General features: G+C 57.5%; 21 protein-coding genes. 8 read left to right on the top strand and 13 right to left on the bottom strand.

Annotated elements, in window-relative coordinates; translation table 11 throughout:
- Positions 1-26 precede the first annotated feature (26 nt).
- On the top strand, positions 27-911 hold the full coding sequence (gene purU, locus BM320_RS01325; protein ID WP_090195457.1) for a formyltetrahydrofolate deformylase: 885 nt from the start codon (positions 27-29) through the stop codon (positions 909-911).
- Here purU and BM320_RS01320 read toward each other — a convergent pair.
- Entirely contained in the window at positions 908-1,672 is a 765-nt protein-coding gene (locus BM320_RS01320) for a DeoR/GlpR family DNA-binding transcription regulator (RefSeq protein ID WP_090195454.1), read from the bottom strand. The genes purU and BM320_RS01320 overlap by 4 nt on opposite strands.
- Positions 1,673-1,938: 266 nt before the next feature.
- Here BM320_RS01320 and glpD point away from each other — a divergent pair, with 266 nt between their 5' ends.
- On the top strand, positions 1,939-3,531 hold the full coding sequence (glpD, locus tag BM320_RS01315; RefSeq protein WP_090195451.1) for a glycerol-3-phosphate dehydrogenase: 1,593 nt from the start codon (positions 1,939-1,941) through the stop codon (positions 3,529-3,531).
- 20 nt (positions 3,532-3,551) lie between these two features.
- On the top strand, positions 3,552-5,045 hold the full coding sequence (glpK, locus tag BM320_RS01310) for a glycerol kinase GlpK (RefSeq protein ID WP_090195448.1): 1,494 nt from the start codon (positions 3,552-3,554) through the stop codon (positions 5,043-5,045).
- Between the two features lie 56 nt (positions 5,046-5,101).
- On the opposite strand, the gene BM320_RS01305 is transcribed toward glpK, so the two are convergent.
- From BM320_RS01305 to xylF, 3 genes are all read right to left on the bottom strand, one after another.
- Positions 5,102-5,854 (bottom strand): ATP-binding cassette domain-containing protein, encoded by a 753-nt coding sequence (locus BM320_RS01305; protein ID WP_090195446.1) that lies wholly within the window; start codon positions 5,852-5,854, stop codon positions 5,102-5,104.
- The gene (locus BM320_RS01300) at positions 5,854-7,158 is read right to left on the bottom strand and encodes a sugar ABC transporter permease (RefSeq protein ID WP_090195443.1); all 1,305 of its coding nucleotides are present in this window, start codon (positions 7,156-7,158) and stop codon (positions 5,854-5,856) included. The genes BM320_RS01305 and BM320_RS01300 overlap by 1 nt, the downstream gene beginning before the upstream one ends.
- A gap of 92 nt (positions 7,159-7,250) precedes the next feature.
- Positions 7,251-8,273: a D-xylose ABC transporter substrate-binding protein gene (gene xylF, locus BM320_RS01295; RefSeq protein WP_375342062.1), complete on the bottom strand. Its 1,023-nt coding sequence runs from the start codon at positions 8,271-8,273 to the stop codon at positions 7,251-7,253.
- A gap of 283 nt (positions 8,274-8,556) precedes the next feature.
- Here xylF and BM320_RS01290 point away from each other — a divergent pair, with 283 nt between their 5' ends.
- Entirely contained in the window at positions 8,557-10,068 is a 1,512-nt protein-coding gene (locus tag BM320_RS01290) for a CRTAC1 family protein (protein WP_090195437.1), read from the top strand.
- Here BM320_RS01290 and BM320_RS01285 read toward each other — a convergent pair.
- Both BM320_RS01285 and BM320_RS01280 read right to left on the bottom strand, forming a co-directional pair.
- Positions 10,065-10,679 carry an exonuclease domain-containing protein gene (locus BM320_RS01285; protein WP_090195434.1) on the bottom strand — a complete coding sequence of 205 codons (615 nt, stop codon included), beginning with the start codon at positions 10,677-10,679 and terminating at the stop codon, positions 10,065-10,067. The two genes, BM320_RS01290 and BM320_RS01285, sit on opposite strands and share 4 nt — an antisense overlap.
- Positions 10,680-10,698: 19 nt before the next feature.
- Complete coding sequence (locus BM320_RS01280; RefSeq protein ID WP_090195431.1) at positions 10,699-12,981, bottom strand: adenosylcobalamin-dependent ribonucleoside-diphosphate reductase; 2,283 nt, start codon at positions 12,979-12,981, stop codon at positions 10,699-10,701.
- Positions 12,982-13,129: 148 nt separating this feature from the next.
- On the opposite strand from BM320_RS01280, the gene BM320_RS01275 reads away from it, so the two are divergent.
- The gene (locus BM320_RS01275) at positions 13,130-13,561 is read left to right on the top strand and encodes a DUF1489 family protein (protein WP_090195428.1); all 432 of its coding nucleotides are present in this window, start codon (positions 13,130-13,132) and stop codon (positions 13,559-13,561) included.
- 21 nt (positions 13,562-13,582) lie between these two features.
- On the opposite strand, the gene BM320_RS01270 is transcribed toward BM320_RS01275, so the two are convergent.
- From BM320_RS01270 to hisS, 4 genes are read right to left on the bottom strand one after another with little or no spacing between them, the layout of a single operon-like run.
- Positions 13,583-14,122 (bottom strand): hypothetical protein, encoded by a 540-nt coding sequence (locus tag BM320_RS01270; protein WP_131802239.1) that lies wholly within the window; start codon positions 14,120-14,122, stop codon positions 13,583-13,585.
- Between the two features lie 16 nt (positions 14,123-14,138).
- On the bottom strand, positions 14,139-14,831 hold the full coding sequence (gene hisG / locus BM320_RS01265; protein ID WP_090195422.1) for an ATP phosphoribosyltransferase: 693 nt from the start codon (positions 14,829-14,831) through the stop codon (positions 14,139-14,141).
- On the bottom strand, positions 14,828-15,901 hold the full coding sequence (locus tag BM320_RS01260; protein WP_090195419.1) for an ATP phosphoribosyltransferase regulatory subunit: 1,074 nt from the start codon (positions 15,899-15,901) through the stop codon (positions 14,828-14,830). The genes hisG and BM320_RS01260 overlap by 4 nt, the downstream gene beginning before the upstream one ends.
- A complete protein-coding gene (hisS, locus tag BM320_RS01255; RefSeq protein WP_090195416.1) occupies positions 15,901-17,379 on the bottom strand; it encodes a histidine--tRNA ligase in 1,479 nt (492 codons plus the stop codon). Before hisS ends, BM320_RS01260 begins: the two co-directional genes overlap by 1 nt.
- Before the next feature lie 165 nt (positions 17,380-17,544).
- Here hisS and BM320_RS01250 point away from each other — a divergent pair, with 165 nt between their 5' ends.
- Entirely contained in the window at positions 17,545-17,748 is a 204-nt protein-coding gene (locus tag BM320_RS01250) for a SlyX family protein (protein WP_090195414.1), read from the top strand.
- Position 17,749: 1 nt separating this feature from the next.
- On the opposite strand, the gene BM320_RS01245 is transcribed toward BM320_RS01250, so the two are convergent.
- Positions 17,750-18,658, bottom strand: coding sequence for a Hint domain-containing protein (locus BM320_RS01245; protein WP_165614966.1), 909 nt, complete (start codon positions 18,656-18,658; stop codon positions 17,750-17,752).
- Between the two features lie 339 nt (positions 18,659-18,997).
- Here BM320_RS01245 and BM320_RS01240 point away from each other — a divergent pair, with 339 nt between their 5' ends.
- On the top strand, positions 18,998-19,297 hold the full coding sequence (locus tag BM320_RS01240) for a hypothetical protein (RefSeq protein WP_090195407.1): 300 nt from the start codon (positions 18,998-19,000) through the stop codon (positions 19,295-19,297).
- Here the strand turns inward: BM320_RS01240 and dnaE are convergent.
- Positions 19,294-22,794: a DNA polymerase III subunit alpha gene (gene dnaE / locus BM320_RS01235; protein WP_090195404.1), complete on the bottom strand. Its 3,501-nt coding sequence runs from the start codon at positions 22,792-22,794 to the stop codon at positions 19,294-19,296. The genes BM320_RS01240 and dnaE overlap by 4 nt on opposite strands.
- A gap of 41 nt (positions 22,795-22,835) precedes the next feature.
- The gene (locus tag BM320_RS01230; RefSeq protein ID WP_090195400.1) at positions 22,836-23,450 is read right to left on the bottom strand and encodes a class I SAM-dependent methyltransferase; all 615 of its coding nucleotides are present in this window, start codon (positions 23,448-23,450) and stop codon (positions 22,836-22,838) included.
- Between the two features lie 198 nt (positions 23,451-23,648).
- Here BM320_RS01230 and BM320_RS01225 point away from each other — a divergent pair, with 198 nt between their 5' ends.
- On the top strand, positions 23,649-23,951 hold the full coding sequence (locus BM320_RS01225; protein ID WP_090195397.1) for an ArsR/SmtB family transcription factor: 303 nt from the start codon (positions 23,649-23,651) through the stop codon (positions 23,949-23,951).
- The last annotated feature ends 40 nt before the right edge of the window (positions 23,952-23,991 follow it).

Below are 23,991 nucleotides of genomic sequence, written 5' to 3'. Positions count from 1 at the left end.
TTCACCCAGCCAGAAAAGTTAATGCCATGACCAATTTCGCCCTTCGCGTAAAATGCAAATCAACCCGCGGGATCGTTGCTGCGACGTCGACCTTTCTTAGCGAACAGGGCTGCAACATCACTGATTCCGCGCAGTTCGACGACACCGACACCGGCAATTTCTTTATGCGCAACAGCTTTCGCTCCGAAGAAGGCGTGGGGCTGGCCGATCTCGAAGATCGCTTTGCAGGGATTGCTGAACAATTCGGGATGCAAGCCGAATTTTTCGACGAATCCGTCAAACCCAAAGTGATCATCATGGTATCGCGCTTTGGGCATTGCCTGAACGATCTGCTTTATCGCTGGCGGATTGGCGCGCTGCCGATTGATATCGTTGCGGTGATTTCCAACCATATGGATTATCAAAAGGTCGTCGTGAACCACGACATCCCTTTCCACTGCATCAAAGTCACCAAAGAAAACAAACCCGAAGCCGAAGCCCGCATCATGCAGGTTGTCGATGACACGGGCGCCGATCTGATCGTGCTTGCGCGCTACATGCAAATTCTGTCGGACCAGATGTGCAAGCAGATGTCAGGCCGGATTATCAATATCCACCATTCATTCCTGCCATCCTTCAAGGGTGCAAACCCCTATAAACAAGCGTTCGAGCGTGGCGTGAAACTGATCGGCGCGACATCGCATTACGTCACCGCCGATCTGGACGAAGGGCCGATTATCGAACAGGACATTACCCGCGTCACCCATGCGCAATCGCCAGCAGATTATGTCTCGCTTGGCCGCGATGTCGAAGCGCAGGTGCTGTCGCGCGCGATCCATGCGCATATCCACGGGCGGGTTTTTCTGAACGGCAACAAAACGGTCGTTTTCCCCGCCTCACCCGGATCGTTTGCTTCGGAACGGATGGGCTAGGCCCGCCCGTAAATCACGCGGGTCCCCCAAGCATCACAGCTTGCGCGCAGCCTGTTGGCCACAGGTCGGTCGGTAAACAGAATATCGACCGACGCCAGTGATCCGATCCGCGCAGGGGCCGAACGTCCGAATTTCGTATGATCCGCCACGACAAACACATGGCGGGCGCGGGCGATAATCGCCTGACTGACGCCGACTTCGTGGATATCGTAATCCAGCAGATCACCGTCCTCATCCAATGCCGAACAGCCGATAATCGCATAGTCAAATTTGAACCTGCCGATGGTATCAGTGGTAATACCACCGACCAACCCGCCGTCGGAGCGCCGCAAACTGCCGCCAGTCAAAATGACCTGACAATCCGCATTTGCCGCCAGAATATGCGCGACATTCATATTGTTGGTCACCGCCATCAGATTGCGGTGGTGCAACAATGCGGCGGCCACCGCCTCTGTCGTGGTGCCGATATTTAGGAAAACCGAACAATCTTCGGGCAATTCGCGCGCGCAGGCGCGGGCGATATCAACCTTTTCCTGACTATTTAGCACGCGCCGGTCCTCATAGCCGATGTTGGTCGTGCTTGACGGCAGGATCGCGCCGCCATGCACCCGTTCAAGCCGCCCCGCATCCGCAAGTTCCGTCAGATCGCGCCGGATAGTTTGCAATGTCACGCCAAACCGCGCGGCTAGATCCTCGACGGTGACCTTGCCTTCACGGCGGGCGATTTCGACAATTTCAGGCGCGCGGAATGTCTTGGCCATCGGGGTTTCCTTGCCGCGTATGGGTGCGATTCACTGGCAGAAATAGTTCGATTTAGGATTCAAAACCATAACATATTTTCGTTTTTGTTCGATTTCGGCCGTAAATCGCGTCGACTCTATACCAGAAATGATAATTAATTATTAAAAATCAATGTATTGTAGATATCCGACTGCAAATGATCCCATTTTTCTTCCAATCACCGACGCCCCGCCGCATAAAATCGCGCTATGAACCCCGCCTATAAAGGACCAAAAACGTGTCAGCATTGTCCCCCTCCGATGAAACCTGCGATCTGTTTATTATCGGCGGCGGCATCAATGGCTGCGGCATCGCGCGGGATGCGGCAGGGCGCGGGCTGAATGTGCGTCTGGCGGAAATGTCCGACCTTGCCTCGGCCACCTCGTCGGCCTCGACCAAATTGTTCCACGGCGGATTGCGCTATCTTGAATATTTCGAAGTCCGCTTGGTCCGCGAAGCCCTGATCGAACGCGAAACCCTGCTGCGCGCCATGCCGCATATTTCGTGGCCGATGCGGTTTGTGCTGCCTTATCACAAGGATATGCGGTTCGAAGGCAGCACGCCTGCGTCAAAAATCCTGAACACGGTGATGCCGTGGATGCGCGGGCGGCGGCCTGCGTGGCTGATCCGCTTTGGTCTGTTTCTTTATGACAATCTGGGTGGGCGCAAAATCCTGCCGCCAACATCCACCGTTGACCTGCGCAACAGCCCCGAGGGCGCGCCGCTGAACGATAAATTCACCAAAGCCTATGAATATTCTGACTGCTGGGTCGAAGATTCGCGCCTTGTTGCGCTTAACGCCCGTGACGCGGCGCTGCGCGGTGCGCAGATCATGATCCGCACCAAGGTGACCAATGCCGAACGGGTGGGTGACATCTGGGAAATCACGACTGAAGATTACGCAGGTGCCACAAAAACCCACCGCGCGCGCATGTTGATCAACGCGGCTGGCCCTTGGGTTGGCGATGTCATCCACAACAAGATCGGCGTGGACAGCACCGAAGACGTGCGGCTTGTACGCGGCAGCCATATCGTGACGCCCAAGCTTTATGACCATGACAAATGCTATTTCTTTCAAGGCACTGACGGGCGGATCATCTTTTCGATCCCCTATGAAAACGACTTTACACTGATCGGCACCACGGACGCAGACCACTCAGACCCCGACCAGCGCCCGACCTGTACAGAGGCCGAGCGCGACTATCTGATCAATTTCGCGAACGGCTATTTCAAAACGCCCATTTCTGCGGATGATGTGGTTTGGTCCTATTCCGGTGTTCGCCCGCTTTATGATGACGGGGCGACATCCGCCACCGCCGCGACCCGCGACTACACGCTGAAAGTCGACGCCGATGGTGCGCCGATCCTGAATATCTTTGGCGGCAAGATCACCACCTACCGGCGGCTTGCGGAAAGCGCGCTGGAAAAGGTGCAGACCTATTTCCCCGAAACAGGCAGCAAGTGGACCGCAGGCGTCCCCCTGCCCGGCGGCGATTTCGAAGTGGCGGATTTCGACAAAAAGGTCAGCGATCTGGCAACCACCTACCCGTTCCTGACGCCCGCCCACGCGCGCCGCCTGGTCCGCGCCTATGGTACCGACGCGGTAAAAATGATCGGCGATGCGACCAGTCTTGATGATTTGGGGCCGCATTTTGGCGCTGATCTTTATGCCAAGGAAATCAGCTGGCTAATCACTCATGAATTTGCGCGCACGGCCGAAGATATCGTCTGGCGGCGTAGCAAACTGGGGCTAAGATTGTCGCCGGATGAAATCGCGGCGCTTGATGCGTGGATGCAAACCCTTCTGCGCGCGCAGACCAACGACGACACGGCAAATTAGGCCGCGGGGGAGGAAACGAAATGACACATATTCTTGCCATTGATCAGGGCACCACATCATCGCGCACGATAATATTTGACCAAGACATGCAGGTTGTGGCCACCGCCCAAGAAGAATTCACCCAGCATTTCCCGCAGTCCGGCTGGGTTGAACACAACCCCGATGATCTGTGGTCGACCGTGGCAGGCACCGCCCGATCCGCAATTGAACGCGCGGGGCTTGGCCCCGATGACATTGCCGCAATCGGGATCACCAACCAGCGTGAAACCACCGTGGTTTGGAACAGACACACAGGCCAAGCAATCCATAATGCGATCGTCTGGCAGGACCGCCGCACCGCCGCCTATTGCCGCGAACTGACCGCGGCGGGCCACGCCGATATGATCACCGCGCGCACGGGGCTATTACTTGACCCGTATTTTTCGGCGACCAAGCTGAAATGGATTTTGGATAATACCCCGGGCGCACGCGACGCAGCCGCCAAGGGCGATCTGCTGTTTGGCACGGTCGATTGCTACCTGATCTGGAAGATGACAGGCGGCGCATCCCATGTGACCGACGCGACAAACGCCGCGCGCACCATGCTTTATGACATCCACAAGGGCCGCTGGAGCACAACAATCTGCGCCCTCTTGGATATCCCGCAAAACATGCTGCCAGAGGTCAAAGACTGCGCCGCCGATTTTGGCACAACCCGCCCCGATCTGTTCGGCCGCGCTGTGCCGATCACCGGCGTTGCGGGCGACCAGCAGGCGGCGACCGTCGGGCAGGCCTGCTTTGAACCCGGCATGCTGAAATCGACCTATGGAACAGGGTGCTTTGCGCTGTTGAACACGGGCGATACGCCCGTTGCCTCGCAAAACCGGCTGCTGACGACGATTGCCTATCAGTTGGATGGCAAACCGACCTATGCGCTTGAAGGGTCTATTTTTGTCGCAGGTGCCGTGGTGCAATGGCTGCGCGACGGGCTGAAAATCATCCGTGATGCGGCGGAAACCCAACCGCTGGCGCAAACTGCCGACGATACCCAAGACGTAATCCTTGTGCCTGCCTTTACCGGTCTTGGCGCCCCCTATTGGGATCCTGAATGCCGTGGCGCAATCTATGGGCTGACGCGCAACACGGGGCCTGCGGAACTGGCCCGTGCAGCGCTTGAAAGCGTTGGTTTTCAGACCCGCGACCTGATCGAAGCCATGCATGCCGACTGGCAAGGCGAAGGCGTGCAGCCCACTTTGCGCGTTGACGGCGGGATGAGCGCATCAGATTGGGCTATGCAATTTCTGGCCGATATCATCGGCGCACCCGTGGACCGCCCCGAGGTGCTGGAAACGACGGCGCTGGGGGCCGCATGGCTGGCGGGGCAACATGTCGGGCTTTATCCGGTCAAGGACGAATTCGCCGCGCGCTGGCGCTGCGAGCGCACATTTGACCCCGCGATGAAAGACAGCGACAGAACCCGCCGCTATGGCGCTTGGAAAAAGGCCGTCGCGGCCACAATGTCGGTCAGCAGCTAAGAAATAGGGCGGCAAGGTATGACCCTGCCGCCCCAATCATGCAGATCGCAGCGGGCTTAAGCCGCGTCGCGTTTTGGGTTCTTGCCCATGATGATCATCGACAGAATATCGTCTTCGGTCACGTCCTCGACGCGCTCGTTCCCGATCATCTGACCGTTCTTCATCACCGACACACGGTCACACAGTTCCATCATTTCGCGGGTGTCGTGGCTGATCAGGAAAATGCCCAAACCTTGGGACTTCAGCTCCTTAATCAAATCCGCGACCATCGCGGTTTCATGTACACCAAGCGCCGCCGTGGGTTCATCCATGATCAGGATGCGTGCATTAAAATACACGGCACGGGCAATCGCGACCGACTGGCGTTGACCACCCGACAGCGACCGGACGGGTTCGGAAAAGCGGTTAAAGTTGGGGTTGAGGCGCGCCATGATCTTGCGCGATTCAGCCTCCATCTTTGCATCATCGACCAGACCGAACGGGGTTGTCAGTTCGCGCCCCAAGAACAGGTTTGACGCCGCATCAAGGTTATCTGCCAGCGCAAGCGTCTGGTAAATCGTCTCGATATTTTGCGCACGTGCGTCACGCGGGTTGTTGATTTCAACCTTTTTGCCATCGACAAAAATCTCGCCCTCATCGGCCTTGTATGCACCGGCAAGGATCTTGATCAATGTCGATTTACCCGCGCCGTTGTGACCCAAAAGGCCTACAACTTCGCCCGGCATCAGGCTGATGGATACATTATCAACCGCCTTGATACCGCCAAAACGGATCGAGATGTTCTTCATTTCAAGAAGTGGCGTAGTCATTATACGTCTCCTGTTTTGCGACGGTACACAATGTCGACCCAGACGGCAAAGACCAGCACGCCGCCAACAACGATGTTTTGCAGCGGGCTATCAACGCCGACCATCCCCATGCCGGATGTCAGCGATTGCATGATCAACGCGCCCAAGATGGCCCCGTAAATCGTGCCTGCACCACCCGCGAGCGCCGTACCACCGATAACAGCCGCCGCAATCACGCGCAGCTCGTCCAGCGTCCCGATATCGGTCGTATGCGCCTGCAAACGTGCCTGTGCCACGATCGCGGACAGGCCACACAAGAACCCCATGATCGCAAAGACCTTTACGGTCAAAAGCCGGGTGTTAATGCCGGACAATTCTGCTGCATCAGGATTGCCGCCGGTTGCAAAAATATAGCGGCCAAGGCGCGTCTTGCGTGCGACCACGGTCATCACAACCGCCACTGCAATCAGGATCAGAACCGAGATCGGCAAACCGTGCCCTTGGGTGAACCCGTCGGGCATGACCTCGCCGCGGGCTTCGAACATGCGGCGCAATTTGCCTTTGGGGATATCATAGGCGTTCAGCGTGGCCACAAAACCCATGATCGCAACCACAAAGATGCCGCCGATGGTGTATTCGGCCCACATCGGTTTGGTCGGGAACCCGTGCGACACGCGGTTCTTGCGGGCGTTATAGACGCTCCAGACAGCAAAGATTGAGGCGAGACCGCCCACGACCCAGCTCCAGAATTCGCCCAATGTGCCTTCGGCCCCGCCAAGAAGGATAAATGTGCTATCCAGCGGCGCAATCGTCTGCCCGTCGGTCAGATACCAGCCGGCATAACGCCAGACCAGAAACCCGCCCAATGTGACGATAAACGCAGGGATCATCTGATAGCCGATCAGCCAGCCGTTAAACGCGCCGATCAACGTGCTGACCAGAAGACCCGACAGAATGGCCAATGGCGCGATCCAGACAGAGCCATATTCGAGCCCGAAATAGCCGGGCAGCCAGCGGGCCTGCACCATTGCGATCACGGCAGATGAAATCGCCAGCAGCGCACCAACCGACAGGTCGATGTTGCGGGTCACAATAACAAACACCATGCCTGTCGCCATGATGGCAACCGATACGGTTTGAATGGTGACGTTAAAGATGTTGCGCGGGGTTAAAAACGTGCCCCCCGTCGCGATGCTAAAGCCGATGGCGATTACGATGAAGGCGCCGATCATCCCAAGAAGGCGCGTATCAAGTTCAAGGCTTTGGATAAAGTTGCGGGGCGACTGGGTCGGGGTCGATCCAGTGGGTTCGGTACTGTCAGTCATGTGCTGTCCCGGTATATCAGAGTTGCTGTAGTGAATACGCCGCCCCGATGGATCCATCAGGGCGGCGCGTTTAGTTCACAGTTTCACTGCAATTAGTTACAAGGTGCTGGGCCGTTTTCGACGCCTTGGCACAGTGCTTCTTGTGTGATCCAGCCAGCATCAACAACAGCAGACAGGTTTTCAGCAGTCACAGGCACAGGGGCCAGGAAGACAGCGTTCATCACGTTACCACCAGGCGTGGTGAATGAAACAGCGTTCGCAACATCCGCAGGGGCAGTGCCGCCAGCCAGCGCAACAGCAATTTCACCCGCCGCTTTACCCAGCTCGCGCGCGTCTTTCCAGACAGACACGGTCTGTGTACCCGCAGCAACGCGGTTCAGGGCCGCGTGGTCACCGTCTTGGCCGGACACAGGAATGCCTTGCATGCCTTGTGCGGTCAGCGCAGCAACAACACCACCGGCGGTGCCGTCGTTAGACGCCACAACCGCATCAACGTTGTTGCCTTGCTCGGTCAGGATTTGCTCCATGTTGCGCTGTGCGTTCGCAGGCTGCCAACCGTCGGTGTAGGCTTCGCCCACAATGGTGATCGCGCCGGAATCGATTGCAGCTTGCAGCACTTCTTGCTGACCGCCACGCAAGAAGTCCGCGTTTGGATCGGTTGGTGACCCTTTGATCATCACGTAGTTACCTGTTGGCTGTGCCGCCAGAACAGCAGCAGCCTGAAGGCGACCCACTTCGACGTTGTCGAATGTCAGATAGAACGCGCGGTCATCTTCGATCAGACGGTCGTAAGCCACAACAGGGATATCTTCATCCACAGCGGCCTGCACGGCGGGGATAACCGCCTGCGTGTCCTGACCCAGAACAATCAGCGCATCAACGCCCTGCGCAATCAGGTTTTCGATGTCTGTCAGCTGCTTTGCCGCAGATGATTGCGCGTCCGCAGATACATATTCCGCACCAGCCGCTTCAAGCGCCGCTTTGATTGCCGCTTCGTCTGTCTTCCAGCGTTCTTCTTGAAAGTTGGACCAGCTCACACCGATAGTCAGCGTGTCAGCAAATGACATTGACGCAGGCAAAGTTGCAGCCGCCGCAGCAGCGATAAGTAGTTTCATCTTCATCGTATTTCCTCCCAGAAATGCGGCTCTCTCGGCCGCACCGTAACTTATAGGTAGCGCTAACATTCGTGTCAAACTGAATAATGCCGTTGTAAACATTAAGAAAAATTACTTAACTAATCTGGCGGGTTTTCGGCATGGTCCGATAATTTCCCCGGGTTTTCGCCAAACAGACAGGCAGTTCATGAACAATTTATTCAATCGTTTTACACCAGCATGGACGGCAGATTTTGCCCCTGCCAGATCGCAATTTTTTGGACGCTCGCCCCGAAATCTATCAATGTTTTCAAAGATCACTATAACGTTAACGTTGGCCGCTTCGGGCGCTGCCGCGCAGACGCCGCCGCAGTTTTCGGACCGTGCGCAGGCGGGGGTCGCGCCCCATGAATACGCTGGCGGCTGGGATCATTTTGTCGGTGGCGGCGTGGCTGTTTTTGACTGCAACGGTGATTCGCTTCCCGAGGCGTTTGTCGCGGGTGGCGCAAACCCCGCGCGGCTGTTGATCAACGCCTCGGGTGCTGACGTCCGATTTGACGATGGCCAGATCGCGCCACTGCTTGGCGTCACCGGCGCCTACCCGATCGACATCAACAATGACGCAGTGATCGATTTGATGGTCCTGCACAATGGGCCAAATACGCTGCTGCTTGGGCAGGGCGATTGCCGGTTCACCGATGCGACTGCGCAAATGAACATCCCCGCCGACGACCGCTGGACAACCGCCTTTTCGGCCACTTGGGAAGCAGGGCAGACCCGCCCGACGCTCGCTATCGGGAACTACGTCGACACCACAGACCCCAACGGGCCGTTTGGCACCTGTGATACCAACTGGCTGCTGCGCCCCGACGGGGACAGCTATGGCGCGCCTGTAGCACTTGACCCCGCCTATTGCCCGCTGTCGATGCTGTTTTCCGACTGGCAGCGTAGCGGGACCCCGATGCTGCGCATTTCCAATGACCGGCAATATTATCTGCGTGACGGCTCCGAGCAAATGTGGGCGCTTGATCCGCTGCGCGCGCTGGACGCATCGGATGGCTGGGCCGAACAAAAAATCTGGGGCATGGGGATCGCCAGCCGCGATATTACCGGCGACGGGCTGCCCGATGTGATGCTGACGTCAATGGGCGATCAGATTTTGATGACCAATGACGGACATCAATTTGCGGCGGTTCCCTATGCGACAGGCACCTATGCGCAGCGCCCCTTTACCGGTGATGACGGGCGGCCATCAACCGGCTGGCACGCCGAATTCGGCGATATCAACAATGACGGGCGCGCTGATCTTTTTATCGCCAAAGGCAATGTAGACCAGATGCCCGGCCTTGCGATGCTGGACCCTAATAACCTGTTGATGCAAAACGCGGATGGGACATTTTCCGAATCCGCCGGACCTTCAGGCATCGGCACGACCCATCGCGCGCGCGGTGCCGCGCTGGCCGATCTGAATGCTGATGGGTTGCTTGATATCATCGTGGTCAACCGCCGCGCCCCGCTCGAGATTTGGCAAAACACCAGCACAGACACCGGCAACTGGCTGCGCATTGATCCGCGCCAAACCGGCAGTAACATCTATGCAATCGGCGCGATTGTGGAACTGCGCACGGCCGAGGGGACGCAAACGATTGAACGCACAATCGGCGGCGGGCATGCCAGCGGCAGCCTTGTGCCGCTGCATTTCGGGGTTGGCGCACATGAGACCGCCGATATCCGCGTCGTCTGGCCAGATGGGACTATCGGACCATGGGAAACCTTCAGCGCAAACCAAAGCATCACGGTCAACGCAGCCCCTTAAAACACAAACGAAAGCTGCCGTGTCGCATTCAGGTTCTCGATCTTGCGGCCGAATACGGCCTCGGCTTTCAGAACCACCTGCGCCGCCGCACGCGCGTCTTCGCCTGCGTCATGGTGGCGAAATTGCAGCCCGAGCGCCTGCTTGAGATGCCCCAGACCGTGCCCGCCATTGCCCCTAAATTCCGGCCATGCCTTGCGCGCGATGGCCACGCTATCGACCCAATGTGATTTCAGAACCGGCAGCCCTGCAAGGGCGCAGGCGGCATCAAATGCCTTTTCGTCAAACCGGCTGTGCTGCACCAGCGGATGCGCCTCCAGAATGGCGCGCAAATCAGGCAGCACATCGGCAAAGTCAGGGGCCCCGCTGACAGTCGCAGCGTCAATCCCGTGCAATCGGGTATTGCCCGCCGCAAAGGGCACGCGCGGATCAATATAGGCACTAAAGGTCGCAATCGCGCCGTCAAACCCGACAACAGCAAGCCCGATCTGACAGATACTTGCAACGTCATGGGCGGCCGTTTCAACATCCACCGCGATAAACCTGATCGCCGAAGTAAAGGGCGCGGACTGCGCAAAACAGCTTGGCAAAGTGAACCGCCCGTTTTGTGCCATGCCCGCTTTCCTCAACCGGTCAGCCGCATTTCGAATGTCCGCAGGATCCGCAGGTCATGCAGCCTTCGACCATCCGCAGATCGTAAGACCCGCAAGACGGGCATGCCTTGCCGCGCGGTTTGCCGTTCATCGCAACGACATCGGCTTGCGGGTCGCTTTTCAGGCCCATGCCCTCGCCCGCCAGAAACCCGATAGCGACCATATGCTTTTCAATCACCCCGCCAATCGCCGCCAAGATCGACGGCACATATTTCCCCTGCATCCATGCGCCGCCGCGCGGATCAAACACGGCTTTCAGCTCTTCCACCACAAACGACACATCACCACCGCGCCGGAACACGGCCGAAATCATGCGGGTAAGCGCCACAGTCCAAGCAAAGTGTTCCATGTTTTTTGAGTTGATAAACACCTCGAACGGGCGGCGGTGGCCCGCGATCACCAGATCGTTGATGGTGATATAAATCGCATGTTCGGATTCCGGCCATTTTATTTTATAGGTCGCGCCCTCCAATTCATTCGGGCGGTCCAGCGGTTCGGACATATAAATCACTTCGGACCCGTTATCGCCATCGCGCATCTGGTCGGGGCGCTCGGACGGGGTCACATCCTCGGACACCGACAGCACCGATCCGGTCACATCATTGGGGCGGTAGGTCGTGCAGCCTTTGCAGCCTTGATCCCAAGCGGCCATATAGACCTCTTTGAAATCGTCAAAGCTGATGTCGGCAGGGCAGTTGATCGTCTTTGAAATCGAACTGTCGATCCATTTTTGCGCAGCGGCCTGCATGCGCACATGGTCCAGCGGGGCCAATGTCTGCGCATTCACGAAATAATCCGGCAATGGTGCGTCGCCTTTCAGGTCGCGCCACATTTGCACGGCATAATCGACGACCTCTTCCTCGGTGCGCGACCCGTCCTTTTGCAGGACTTTGCGGGTATAGGCATAGGCAAACACAGGCTCGATCCCGGAACTGACATTGCCCGCGTAAAGACTGATCGTGCCGGTTGGCGCGATAGAGGTCAGCAACGCATTTCGTATGCCATATTGACGAATGGCATCACAAACATCCGAATCCATGTTCTGCATTGCGCCGCTTGCCAGATATTTATCAGCGTCGAACAACGGGAACGCGCCCTTTTCGCGTGCCAAATCCACCGAGGCCAGATAGGCGGCGCGCGCGATCGCGTGCATCCATTGGTCTGTCTGACGCGCCGCTTCCTCTGATCCATAGCGCAACCCGACCATCAGCAATGCATCGGCCAATCCGGTCACGCCCAGCCCGATCCGGCGTTTGGCGGCAGCCTCTTGCGCTTGCGCCGCGAGCGGAAAGCGGGATGTATCCACCACATTGTCCATCATCCGCACAGCGGTCGCGACCAGATCCGCCATCGCATCGACGTCCAACGCAGCGCCATCTCCAAACGGATCACTGACCAGCCGCGCCATATTGATCGACCCCAGCAGACAGGCCCCATAGGGGGGCAACGGCTGTTCGCCGCAAGGGTTCGTTGCGGCGATCGTTTCGCAATAATTCAGGTTGTTCATTTGGTTAATGCGGTCGATAAAAATCACGCCAGGTTCGGCGTAATCATAGGTCGATTGCATGATCGCGTCCCACAGTTCGCGGGCTTGCACGGTGCGGTAGGTCTTGCCGTCAAATACCAGATCCCACGGGCCGTCTGCCTTGACGGCCTCCATAAACGGATCGGTAATCAGCACGGACATGTTGAACATACGCAGACGCGCCGCGTCTGATTTTGCGGTAATGAAGTCCCCGACGTCGGGGTGGTCACAGCGCATTGTTGCCATCATCGCGCCGCGGCGCGACCCCGCGGACATGATCGTGCGGCACATCGCGTCCCAGACATCCATGAACGACAGCGGGCCAGATGCATCTGCGGCCACGCCGTGCACCGCAGCGCCCTTGGGGCGGATAGTGCTGAAATCATAGCCGATGCCGCCGCCCTGCTGCATGGTCAGCGCGGCCTCTTTGAGCATATCAAAAATGCCGCCCATATTGTCGGGCACCGTGCCCATGACAAAGCAGTTGAACAGCGTCACGGACCGCGCTGTACCCGCGCCTGCCGTGATCCGGCCCGCCGGCAGATATTTGAAATCCGACAGCGCGTCATAGAATTTTTCTTCCCAAGCCGCCGGATCTTTTTCGACCACGGCCAAAGCCTTGGCGATACGGCGCCAGGTATCGGTCACATCGCGGTCAATCGGGGTGCCATCCGCCTGTTTGAACCGGTATTTCATGTCCCAGATTTGTGCGGCAATAGGGGCGGCAAAGGCGGTCATGGGATGATCCTTGATTGATTCTGAACGGGGACAAGTCGGGGGGCAAAGCATAGGTCGGAACGGGCTAAAAGCAAAGTCGCAAACCTGCTTTTAGAATCTTGTATCGCCGCGTATAAAGAAGGCACACCACCATATCTAGGGGGTCACGGTGAAAAACTGGGTAAATATAGTAAAGCTTTCCGTGGGGACGGATGATGTCGCTGGGCTTGCGGCTTGGCAGGATACGCGCCACGCGCAAACCGCTGACGGCTACCCGCGCCATATCACCCGCATGTGGCCCAAGCGCGGTGACGAAATCCTGAACGGCGGGTCAATCTATTGGGTGATCAAGGGCGTGATCCAGTGCCGCCAGCCGATCCTGCGGCTGGACGAAGTTATAGGCAATGACGGTATCCGCCGCTGTGCGATTGTCAGCAAACCGGGGTTGATCCGCGTTGCAGCCACACCGCGGCGCGCGTTTCAGGGCTGGCGCTACCTTTCAGCCGAAGACGCGCCCGCCGATCTGACCGCGCAGCAACAAGCCGAAACCGCCCTGCCGCCGGAACTGTCCAAAGCGCTGGCCGATATCGGTGTGCGCTAGACGCAATAAATTTCGCGAAATTTATTCAATCACGCCAACTGTCGAAAATCCGCACTGCTCCGCGATCTTGCCATAGGCTGCGGTAAACCCGGCCAGTGATGCGCCATAGATGACCTCGCCGTCGCGAGTGGTCCACATTTGATCCGCGTGGCGCATGGTTTGCAAAAGCCACAGATTATCAGCGGTATGCGCAAAGGCTTGGGCCTGCATGATCCCGTCTTCATCATGAAACGCCTGCACAAATCCTTCTGTCACGCCTTCGCGGTCAAATTCAAAAAGCACCCGGTCCCCGTCTTGCATCATCGTCGCATAGCCGCGCGGCGCGGATTCGTGCAGCACGGGTGCGGGGTAGAAATCAGGCGGCATCGCGTCGCCGTTTGACACGTCAATGCGCAATGACGGCGCGCCGTCGCCCCCCGTGAAAGCCGTGCAAAACACCCGCAAATCCTCGCCGGTATCGACGGTTTCAACCATGACTGTCCACGCGCCATAGTCCCAATATTGGGTTTCCGCATGCGCAATGCTGGGCAAAATCGCCAATGCCGCCAAGAAAGATTTCATCGCAAACCCCATTTTCTTAGATGCCCAACTGCTTTTGCAGGGCCTTTAGCGTCTTGCGCTGCGCATCGGTCCAGTCCTTGCGGCGGCCACGGAACAATGTCGCCTGCGAAGCGTGGATCAACCCGTCACTCAAAATCTTCAGCCCGTTTGCACGCAAGGTTTCGCCAGTCGAAGTGATATCCGCAATCGCCTCGGCGGTTTCGTTTTTGACCGTGCCTTCGGTTGCGCCCTGACTATCAATCAGCTGGTAATCGGCAACGCCCTGTTCGCGCAAAAATTCCCGCACCAATCGGTGGTATTTCGTCGCGATCCGCATCCGGAACCCGTGTTTGGCACGAAATGCGGCGGCGGCAGCATCCAGATCATCCAGCGTATCGACATCGACCCAAGCCTGCGGCACCGCAATAATCAAATCCGCACCGCCAAAGCCCATCAGCGCCAGTTCACCGACCTGACTGTCCCAATTGGCCAGCTTTTCGCGCACCAGATCCGATCCGGTCACGCCCAAATGGATATTGCCCGCCGCCAGTTCGCGCGGGATTTCACCTGCTGACAACAGCACCAGCTCGATCCCGTCGATGCCGGTGACCTCGCCCGCATATTCGCGGTCGGACCCTGATTTGCGCAGGGTCACGCCACGGTTGCCGAACCAGTCAAACGTCTTTTCCATCAGCCGCCCTTTGGACGGCACACCCAATTTCAACATCATTTGATCCCCAAGGCTAGATCGGGGCGGATCACACCGCCCACGGCGGGTACAGCACGGCCTTCGCCCAAGCGCGCGGTCAGCGCGTCATAGCGCCCGCCTGTCGCCACTGGCGGCAAATCAGGGCGCGCGGTGGCGTAAAAGCCAAAGACAAACCCGTCATAATATTCAAGCGACGAGCGGCCGTAGCTGCCTTCGAAATCCAGGTTTTCAACATCCACGCCGCGCGCGGCCAACGCCGCAACACGCGCATCCATACGGGCCACGGCAGCCGAAATCGCAGGCATATCAACGGCAATATCGCGCAGATGGCTCAGCACATTCGGCATGGTTTCGCGCAGGTCCAGAATGGCGTCAATCAGCAGCACTTCATCGCCGGAAATCGGCGGCTCTTGCGCATCGGCGCGCAGCGCTGCAATGCGGGTCGCGACTTCGGCGCGGCTGCGCAGCCCGATATCGGGCCCCGCATTTGCAAACGGATCATCCGCCGCCAAAAGTGCAGTGCGCGCTGCAGGCACCTTACCGCCGGCAAAGCGTTTCAGCAGTGATTTGAACCGCCCTGGCCGCCAGATATGACGCAAAAGCGCCGCTTTGCGCGCGTCACTGGTCCGCAAACCATGCACCGCCGCCGTCAAAATGCCGATATCACCCGTGGCCGCGCGCACGGGCAAGCCCGCCAGCGCATCCGCGATCACGGCAAAAACTTCGGCATCGGCCGCGGCAGGGTTCTGACCATCAAAAACCTCATAGCCCGCCTGCATATATTCATTCGCGCGGGTTTCGTCGTTTTCTTGCTTGCGAAACACCTTGCCCGCATAGGCATAGCGCGCAGGGTCAGCGTGGGTCTGCATATGCATCTGCACAACGGGCACCGTGAAATCGGGGCGCAGCACCATTTCACCGCGCAAAGGGTCAGAGGTCAGATAAGCGCGCGCGCGGATATCCTCCCCATAAAGATCAAGCAGCGTATCCGCCGGTTGCAGCACATCGGCCGTAATCACATGCGCGCCTTGGGCAGCAAAAAAATCACGCAAGCGGTGCGCCTCGGCCAGGGTCTGGGGTGTATTTGGCATCAGCCCTGCCCATCCAGAATTTCACGCAGCTTTGCGACCAGCTGATCGCGCGGCACTTCGTATTGGCTGGGGCGATCTTTCCATTCTTCAAGGGTCGCGTTCTTGGCGATTTCAGCGCCCAAGATCAGATCCTTGATCTGCACCATGCCTGCATCAAATTCATCGCCGCCTGCGATCACCGCAGCCGGTGAATTGCGTTTATCCGCGTATTTCAACTGGTTGCCAAAATTCTTGGGATTGCCCAGATAGACCTCTGCCCGAATACCGGCATTGCGCAATTCAGCGACCATGCCTTGATAATCAGCCATGCGGTCCCGATCCATCACGGTCACAACAACCGGACCATCCATCGTTTTATCAAGCCGTCCCTTGGCATGCAGCGCCGCCAGCAGACGGTCCACACCAATCGACACACCGGTTGCAGGGACTTCCTGACCGGTAAACCGTTTCACCAGATCATCATAGCGCCCGCCACCCGCAACAGAGCCAAAGTTGCGCGGCCGCCCCTTTTCGTCGAGCACTTCAAACGTCAGCTCGGCCTCGAACACGGGGCCGGTGTAATAGCCAAGACCGCGCACAACAGAAGGGTCGATCTCGATCCGGTCGGATTGATACCCGCCTGCGCTCAACAATTCTGCCATTGTTTCCAGCTCGGCCACACCATCAGCACCAACCTGCGATCCCGCAACCAATTCGCGCAAGCGCGCAACCGTCGCAGCACCATCAGCGCGCTTGGCTTGCATAAAGCCCACGACGATCTCGGCCTGCTCATCCGACAGCCCGGCACCTTTGGTGAAATCACCTGACGCATCTTTGCGGCCTTCGCCCAGCAACGCACGCACGCCGTCCACGCCAAGCCGGTCGAGCTTGTCAATCGCGCGCAACACGATGCCGCGCTCGGCTTCTTTGTCATCGCCCGCCAGACCCGCGACCTCTAGCACACCGTTCAACACCTTGCGGTTATTGACGCGCACCACGTAATCGCCGCGCGGGATGCCCACAACCTCAAGCGTATCCGAAAGCATCGCGCAAATCTCGGCATCAGCGGCCACGCTGGACGCGCCAACCGTATCCGCATCGCATTGATAAAACTGACGGAACCGGCCGGGGCCGGGCTTTTCATTGCGCCAGACAGGGCCCATCGCATAGCGGCGATAGGGTGAAGGCAAGTCATTGCGATACTGCGCCGCAACACGTGCCAAGGGCGCAGTCAGATCATAGCGCAGCGCCAGCCAGTCATTATCTTCTTCCCATGCGAACACACCTTCATTCGGGCGATCAACATCGGGCAGAAATTTGCCCAAAGCCTCGACCGTCTCCACTGCCGATGTTTCCAGCGCGTCAAACCCGTACCGATGATAAACACCCGCAATCTTGGTCAGCATCTCGGTGCGCTGCGCCACCTCTGCACCAAAATAGTCGCGAAAACCCTTTGGGGTCTGCGCCTTGGGACGGGGTTGTTTCTTGACTTTAGCCATTTCGGAATCTGCCTTCGCTGGTCATGGACGCCGTTTAACGCGCCAATGTCACAGGAGCAATGCAATCACCGCAATTCGCGCCATATCTTCTTTTTTCCAAAAATACTCAAAAACGGGCCGCCGGCCCATCTATGCAGCAAGGCTGCATTAGGCTAGAGCAGTGCCATGACCGATATCACGCACCTTGAAGAACAAATCGCGCATCTGACACGCACCGTTGACGACCTGTCAGATATCATCGCGCGGCAGGAAACCGAACTGGCGCTTGCCATGCGGCGGCTTGCCATGCTGATGGAACGCGAAGCCTCGCGCGAATTCGACGCAGGCGGCTCTGTTCCGCTTGCCGATCAACGCCCGCCGCATTGGTAGATCAGGCGGCGGTCTGCGTGAATAGCTTCGCCTCGGTCGCTTTCACGGTCATCCGCGCCAAGGGGCCAAAATGCGCGATATCATGTTCAAGCTCCGGGAATAGCGCAAATATTTCGGCGCGTTGTTCGCCCCCCATACCATCAAGCCCGACCTGTCCGGGATGAAAGCTTTCGCAAGGGGCTTCGTTGGCGTAAACAACCTCGTGCTGGTCGAACAGGATGTGATAATATGTCACCTCACCGCCTTCGCGGCGCGTGATTGAACCGCCATTCACAAGGTGCTTCGCCGCGACAAGAACTTCGGGTTCGCCAAATAGTAATTCAGCCTGCCACCCCTGAAGCAAAACACGGTGCTGCGGCGATAAAACAAGCGGGATTGTGTTTCCCAAAACATCCTTGGCGATATGGATTGGCGCAAATTTCCCAACTGCGGCCACCCGACGCGACCCGACCCAGCGGATAGGCTGCAAGCCGTTGTCCATTGTTTGCACCAAATCCGATGGGGCTAGGTCCTGAACCGGAACCTGACCACGATCCGTTTCGATCAATGTATCATGGGCAAAGCAAACCACGTCGCCAGTGAAATCACTGATCCCGATGACAGCAGACCTTACGCCACTACTGTCGCTGCCCGAGGTGATGATTTGAATTGTCGCAACGGGGGAATCAAACGTGACGGTCACAGAATCCGGCGCGGTTGGTCCATCAATACTTGTACTGTTATTACCGCTAGCCTCGACCGTGGTTGCATTAATCTGCGTGTGTACGGTTGGATCAAGCGTGAATGTTGGGGTCAGCAGATTCCCGTCAATGTCGTAGGCCAGAATTTGAACCTGATCGTCCCAGCCCGGTCCTTGGTCCAAATCAACGATCGCAAAGCTCAGGTTATCGACCGGCGTCGAAAACGTCATGTTTATGCCCGATTCTTCGCCTGAACCAACGTTTTGACTAAAGAGGGTACCACCAAAATTTGAGTAATAACGCGGGTCATTTGCTCCGGACGAGCTGAACGCAGATGACGTAAACGTCGTGCTATTTGCACCATCGTTGATGGTGGTCGACCCATTCGGGCTCGAAAATGTTGTCCAATCGAACAAAAATGGCATGATTGCCCCCAGTCCATCTGATAAACTTCGAAAAAAATTCCTCTATCTGTTGCCCAACCTGAACGGAAACCCCTAATCTTACGTAAACTAGACAAAAGTATAGGGCTTGCCGCGTTTCTGCGCTCAAACACAAAGGGCTTCATCATGGCTATCGTAACGCTTCCGAATCAAACCGCCAAACGGCTCTCCGACCGAATTTCGGCGCTCGATCCAGACTTGGCGCACCAGCTGTTCGCGGCTTCGGATATCGTGATGGGGATCGCATTCACAGAAAGGGAAACAGCGGAATTCGATGGCGAAACAGGTGCGGCGATGATCCTAGCTGTCAAAGATTTAGAAGGGCTCGCAAAGGCCATTCCCGAATTCGAAGGTGATCGCCGCAACTACTGCATTATTCAAAACGCGCGCGCCATTGCACGGCTTGATCCGTTTTTCGAGATCTAGGCGTCTTCGACTTCGATCACGCCGTCAAGGCTGCGCAGCGCGCCTTTGATTTGCGGGTTGACGGGAAAATCATCGCCCAGATCCAGTTCCACCTCGCCGGGTAAATCCGGATGCATGAGGTTGAAAAACACCGGCCCGCGCCCCGCGCGCACGTTGTCATTGGCCGCTTTGGCCAGAATGCTGGCCACCGCATCAATCGCATCGGGCGTGTCGATGAACACGCGCAAAGCGGCCCCACCTGCATCGGCCACCACATTATCAATTGGTGCGACAGACCGGCCCAGCAGTTTCAACTGATCGCTTTCCATCGTCGCTTCGCAAGTCAGCACAACCTGACTGCCCGTTTCCAGAAAATCGCGCGCTTTTTCGAGCGTGTCCGAAAACAGGGTCACCTCATATTGTCCTGTTGGATCAGACAGTTGCGCAAAGGCAAAGCGGTTGCCGCGCGCTGATTTGCGTTCTTGCCGCCCCGACACGGTGCCCGCCATTTTCACAACGCAAGCGCCGCGTTCGGCCTTGGCTGTCACCTCGTCCAAGGTCAGCACATCCTTGCGCTTAAGCGCGCCCATATAGTCATCAAGCGGATGACCCGACAGATAGAAACCGATCGCTTTGAATTCTTCGGCCAACCGTTCGGCAGGCAGCCAATCATCACCGGCCGCAAGCCGCGGTTCGGGCAGATCATCACCCGCCTCGCCAAACAATGACACCTGATTGGATGATTTCTGGTCATGGATCGCGGCAGAATACCCCGACAGCGCATCAAGGCTTTGCATCACGCGGCGGCGATTACGGTCCAGCACATCAAACGCCCCTGCCCGCGCGAGCATCTCCAACGGACGCTTGCCAACCCGTTTGAGATCAACGCGGCGCGCGAAATCGAACAAGTTGACAAATTCAGCATCTGCGCGCCCCTCAACGATCAGCTTCATGGCCTCAACGCCCACGTTTTTCAGCGCACCCAGCGCATAGACCAGCTTGCCCTCATACACATCAAAGGTCGCCTGCGACCGGTTCACGCAAGGCGGGGTATATTCCAGCCCCAGACCTTTCTTAACCTCTTGAAAGTAAACACCCAGTTTATCGGTCAGATGAATATCGCAGTTCATCACGCCGGCCATAAATTCGACAGGGTGGTTCGCCTTTAGCCACGCGGTTTGATAGGAAACAACCGCATAGGCCGCCGCGTGCGATTTGTTGAAACCGTAGTTTGCGAATTTCTCGAGAAGGTCAAAAACCTCGGACGCCTTTTTCTTATCAACCCCGTTTGCCATTGCCCCTTTTTCGAATTTAGGGCGTTCCTTGGCCATTTCCTCGGCGATCTTTTTACCCATCGCACGGCGCAGCAAATCCGCGCCGCCAAGGCTATAGCCCGCCATGACCTGCGCGATTTGCATAACCTGTTCTTGGTAAACGATGATCCCTTGGGTTTCGGCCAACAGATGGTCGATCGACGGGTGCACCGATTCAATCTCGCGCTGGCCGTTTTTGACCTCGCAATAGGTCGGGATGTTTTCCATCGGACCGGGGCGGTACAGCGCAACAAGGGCCACGATATCTTCGATACAGGTTGGCTTCATGCGTTTCAGCGCATCCATCATGCCGCTGGATTCCACCTGAAACACTGCAACCGTTTTCGCGCTGGCGTACAGCTTATAAGACGCCTCATCATCCAGCGGGATCGCCCCGATGTCATATTCAAATCCGGCAGGCGGCTGGTAAAGTTCGGTCCCGTCAGCGGCCACGTTCAACGGGCGACCGGTTTTTTTCACCAGCTCAACCGCGTTTTGAATGACAGTCAGGGTTTTCAGTCCCAAAAAGTCGAATTTGACCAACCCCGCCTGCTCAACCCATTTCATATTGAATTGGGTCGCGGGCATATCCGATCGCGGATCTTGATAAAGCGGGACTAACTCATCCAGCGGCCGGTCGCCAATCACAACCCCCGCCGCGTGGGTTGACGCATTGCGCAGCAACCCTTCGACTTGTTGGGCATATCGCAGCAAGCGTTCGACAACTTCTTCGTTTTTGGCCTCTTCACGCAAACGCGGCTCGTCTGCGAGCGCCTTTTCGATGGACACGGGTTTGACACCCTCGACAGGGATCATTTTCGACAGGCGGTCCACCTGCCCATAGGACATCTGCAAAACGCGGCCCACATCGCGCACCGCGGCTTTGGACAAAAGCGCACCAAAGGTGATGATCTGCCCGACCTTATCGCGGCCATATTTTTCTTGGACGTAACGAATGACTTCTTCGCGGCGGTCCATGCAAAAGTCGATATCGAAATCGGGCATGGACACACGTTCGGGGTTCAAGAACCGTTCAAACAGCAGTGAATAACGCAGCGGATCAAGGTCGGTAATGAGCAGCGCATAAGCCACCAGCGACCCCGCACCGGACCCACGGCCCGGCCCAACCGGAATCCCGTTATCCTTGGACCATTTGATGAAATCCGCCACGATCAGAAAGTAGCCGGGGAAGCCCATGCCCTCGATAATGCTCAGCTCGAACTCGAGCCGTTTTTCATATTCCGCGACCTCTGCCGCATGGGGAATAACGGCAAGACGCGCCTTTAGCCCCGCCTCGGCCTGACGCCGCAATTCCGCGACCTCGTCATCCGCGAATTTCGGCAGGATCGGGTCCCGTTTATAGGTCTTGAACGCGCAGCGCTTGGCGATCTCGACCGTATTCTCAATCGCTTCTGGCAGGTCCGCAAACAGCGTCACCATTTCCTGCGGGGACTTGAAATAATGCTGCGGCGTCAATCTTCGGCGCGGTTCCTGCTGGTCGACATAGGCGCCATCCGAAATACACAAAAGCGCATCATGTGCCTCGAACAGATCGGATTTCGGGAAATACACATCATTGGTCGCAACCAAGGGCAGGTCCTTGGCATAGGCCATTTCCACATGGCCCCGCTCTGACAGGCGCTCTGCCTCGGGCAATCCGCCATCAACGGGATGGCGCTGCAATTCCACATATAAACGATCCGGATAGATCGCCGCCAAACGGTCAATCAGGGCTTCGGCCTTGGGGCGCTGCCCTTGACGCAACAACCGCCCCACCGGGCCATCCGGACCACCCGAGAGACAAATCAGTCCCTCGTGGTACTGTGCCAAATCATCCAAACTGACCTGCGGCAACTGCCCACCCGCATCCAGATATTCGCAAGAATTGAGCTTCATCAGGTTCATATAACCGGCCTCGGACTTCGCAAGCAGCACAATCGGCGCGGGGTCTTCGGGGCGTTTGCCGGGATCGGGCGTGGTATATTGCAGATCAACCTGACAGCCGATAATCGGCTGTATCCCCGCCTTTGAAGCGCCTTCAGAAAATTCGAGCGCGCAAAACATATTATTGCTGTCGGTCACCGCCACCGCAGGCATATCCATCGCCGCCGCCATAGCGGGCAGCTTTTTCACCGGAACCGCCCCCTCAAGCAGGGAATATTCCGTATGCACGCGCAGATGAATGAATCGGGGATCAGTTGTCATGCGCCCAAACTATCTGATGCACCGCCAGAACAGAAGACCCGCTAGCCGGTCATGAAAACATCATAGCGCGTTGATTTGCCGATGATCTGGTGCGAGCATTTCTGGACCCCTGCAATCGGATCGGCCTTTGCGGGCCATTTCAGCACCACGCGTTTGCGCGCATGGCCTATCGCCAATCGCACAAGATCGCCTGCGTCATCGTCGCTGCCCACGATCTCGCGGACTTGCCGCAGCTCCAGCTTAACCAGCGCGGAATTTTTGCGTTCGGGGTGCATCGGGTCGATCAGAATTGCATCGGCTGACAGTTCAGGGATTAAATCCATTGCGTCCCCTTCTAGCAATGTCATGCGGTCGATAATCTCGCGCAACTCGCCGCCCTCTTGCGCGGCGCGCGCCATGCCGTCAGCCAGCAAATCATGCATCTTCGCAGATCGCTCGATCATCGTCACTTGCGCGCCAAGCGATGCCAAAAGAAATGAATCGCGGCCCAATCCGGCGGTCGCATCAATGATGGTCGGGGTTTTGCCGGACCGCAGGCCCATCGCCTTGGGCAGATCCTGCCCGCGCCCGCCGCCAAACCGCAAACGGTGCGCAACCGGCCCTGCTACAAAATCAACACGCAGCGCGCGCGCAACCTGATTAGAGCCTTTTTTCATTGTCTATCCTTGATAGGCCTTATGCACCTGCGCCCGTGTTTGTAGTGCATTTCGAAATGGCCGACATCCCTAGAATGCGGCCCAGCGTCTCATTTTCACGCCTGACCGCCCCGGCATCACCCCCAAAGCGACAAAACCCGCCGACGCTGCACTGCATCCATTGACGCCCCTTAGCGAAATCGGAAATATGACGCTCCGATGACACAGCAACTCAATACATTTTTTGCCGCGATGGCCGACCCGACCCGTCGGGCGGTGATTGAACGGCTGGCGTGCGGCCCCGCAAGCGTGGGTGATCTGCACGCGCCGCATGACATGGCGCTGCCGACCTTTATGCGCCACCTTGGTGTGCTGGAAAACGCGGGCATTGTGCGCTCGCTCAAAAAGGGGCGGGTGCGGACCTGCCACCTTGCCTATGAACCCCTGATCGCGGCCCAAGGATGGCTCGCGTGGCAACGGCACCTTTGGGAAAATCGCGCCGACGCGGATGATGCGACCTAAGATGATGACCAAACAAGCGGGGATTTCGCTGGCGCAACCC

Source organism: Yoonia tamlensis (assembly GCF_900115105.1).
GTDB lineage: Bacteria > Pseudomonadota > Alphaproteobacteria > Rhodobacterales > Rhodobacteraceae > Yoonia > Yoonia tamlensis.
The sequence above is the reverse complement of the archived record's forward strand: the minus strand, read 5'-3'. Positions and strand labels throughout refer to the sequence as shown.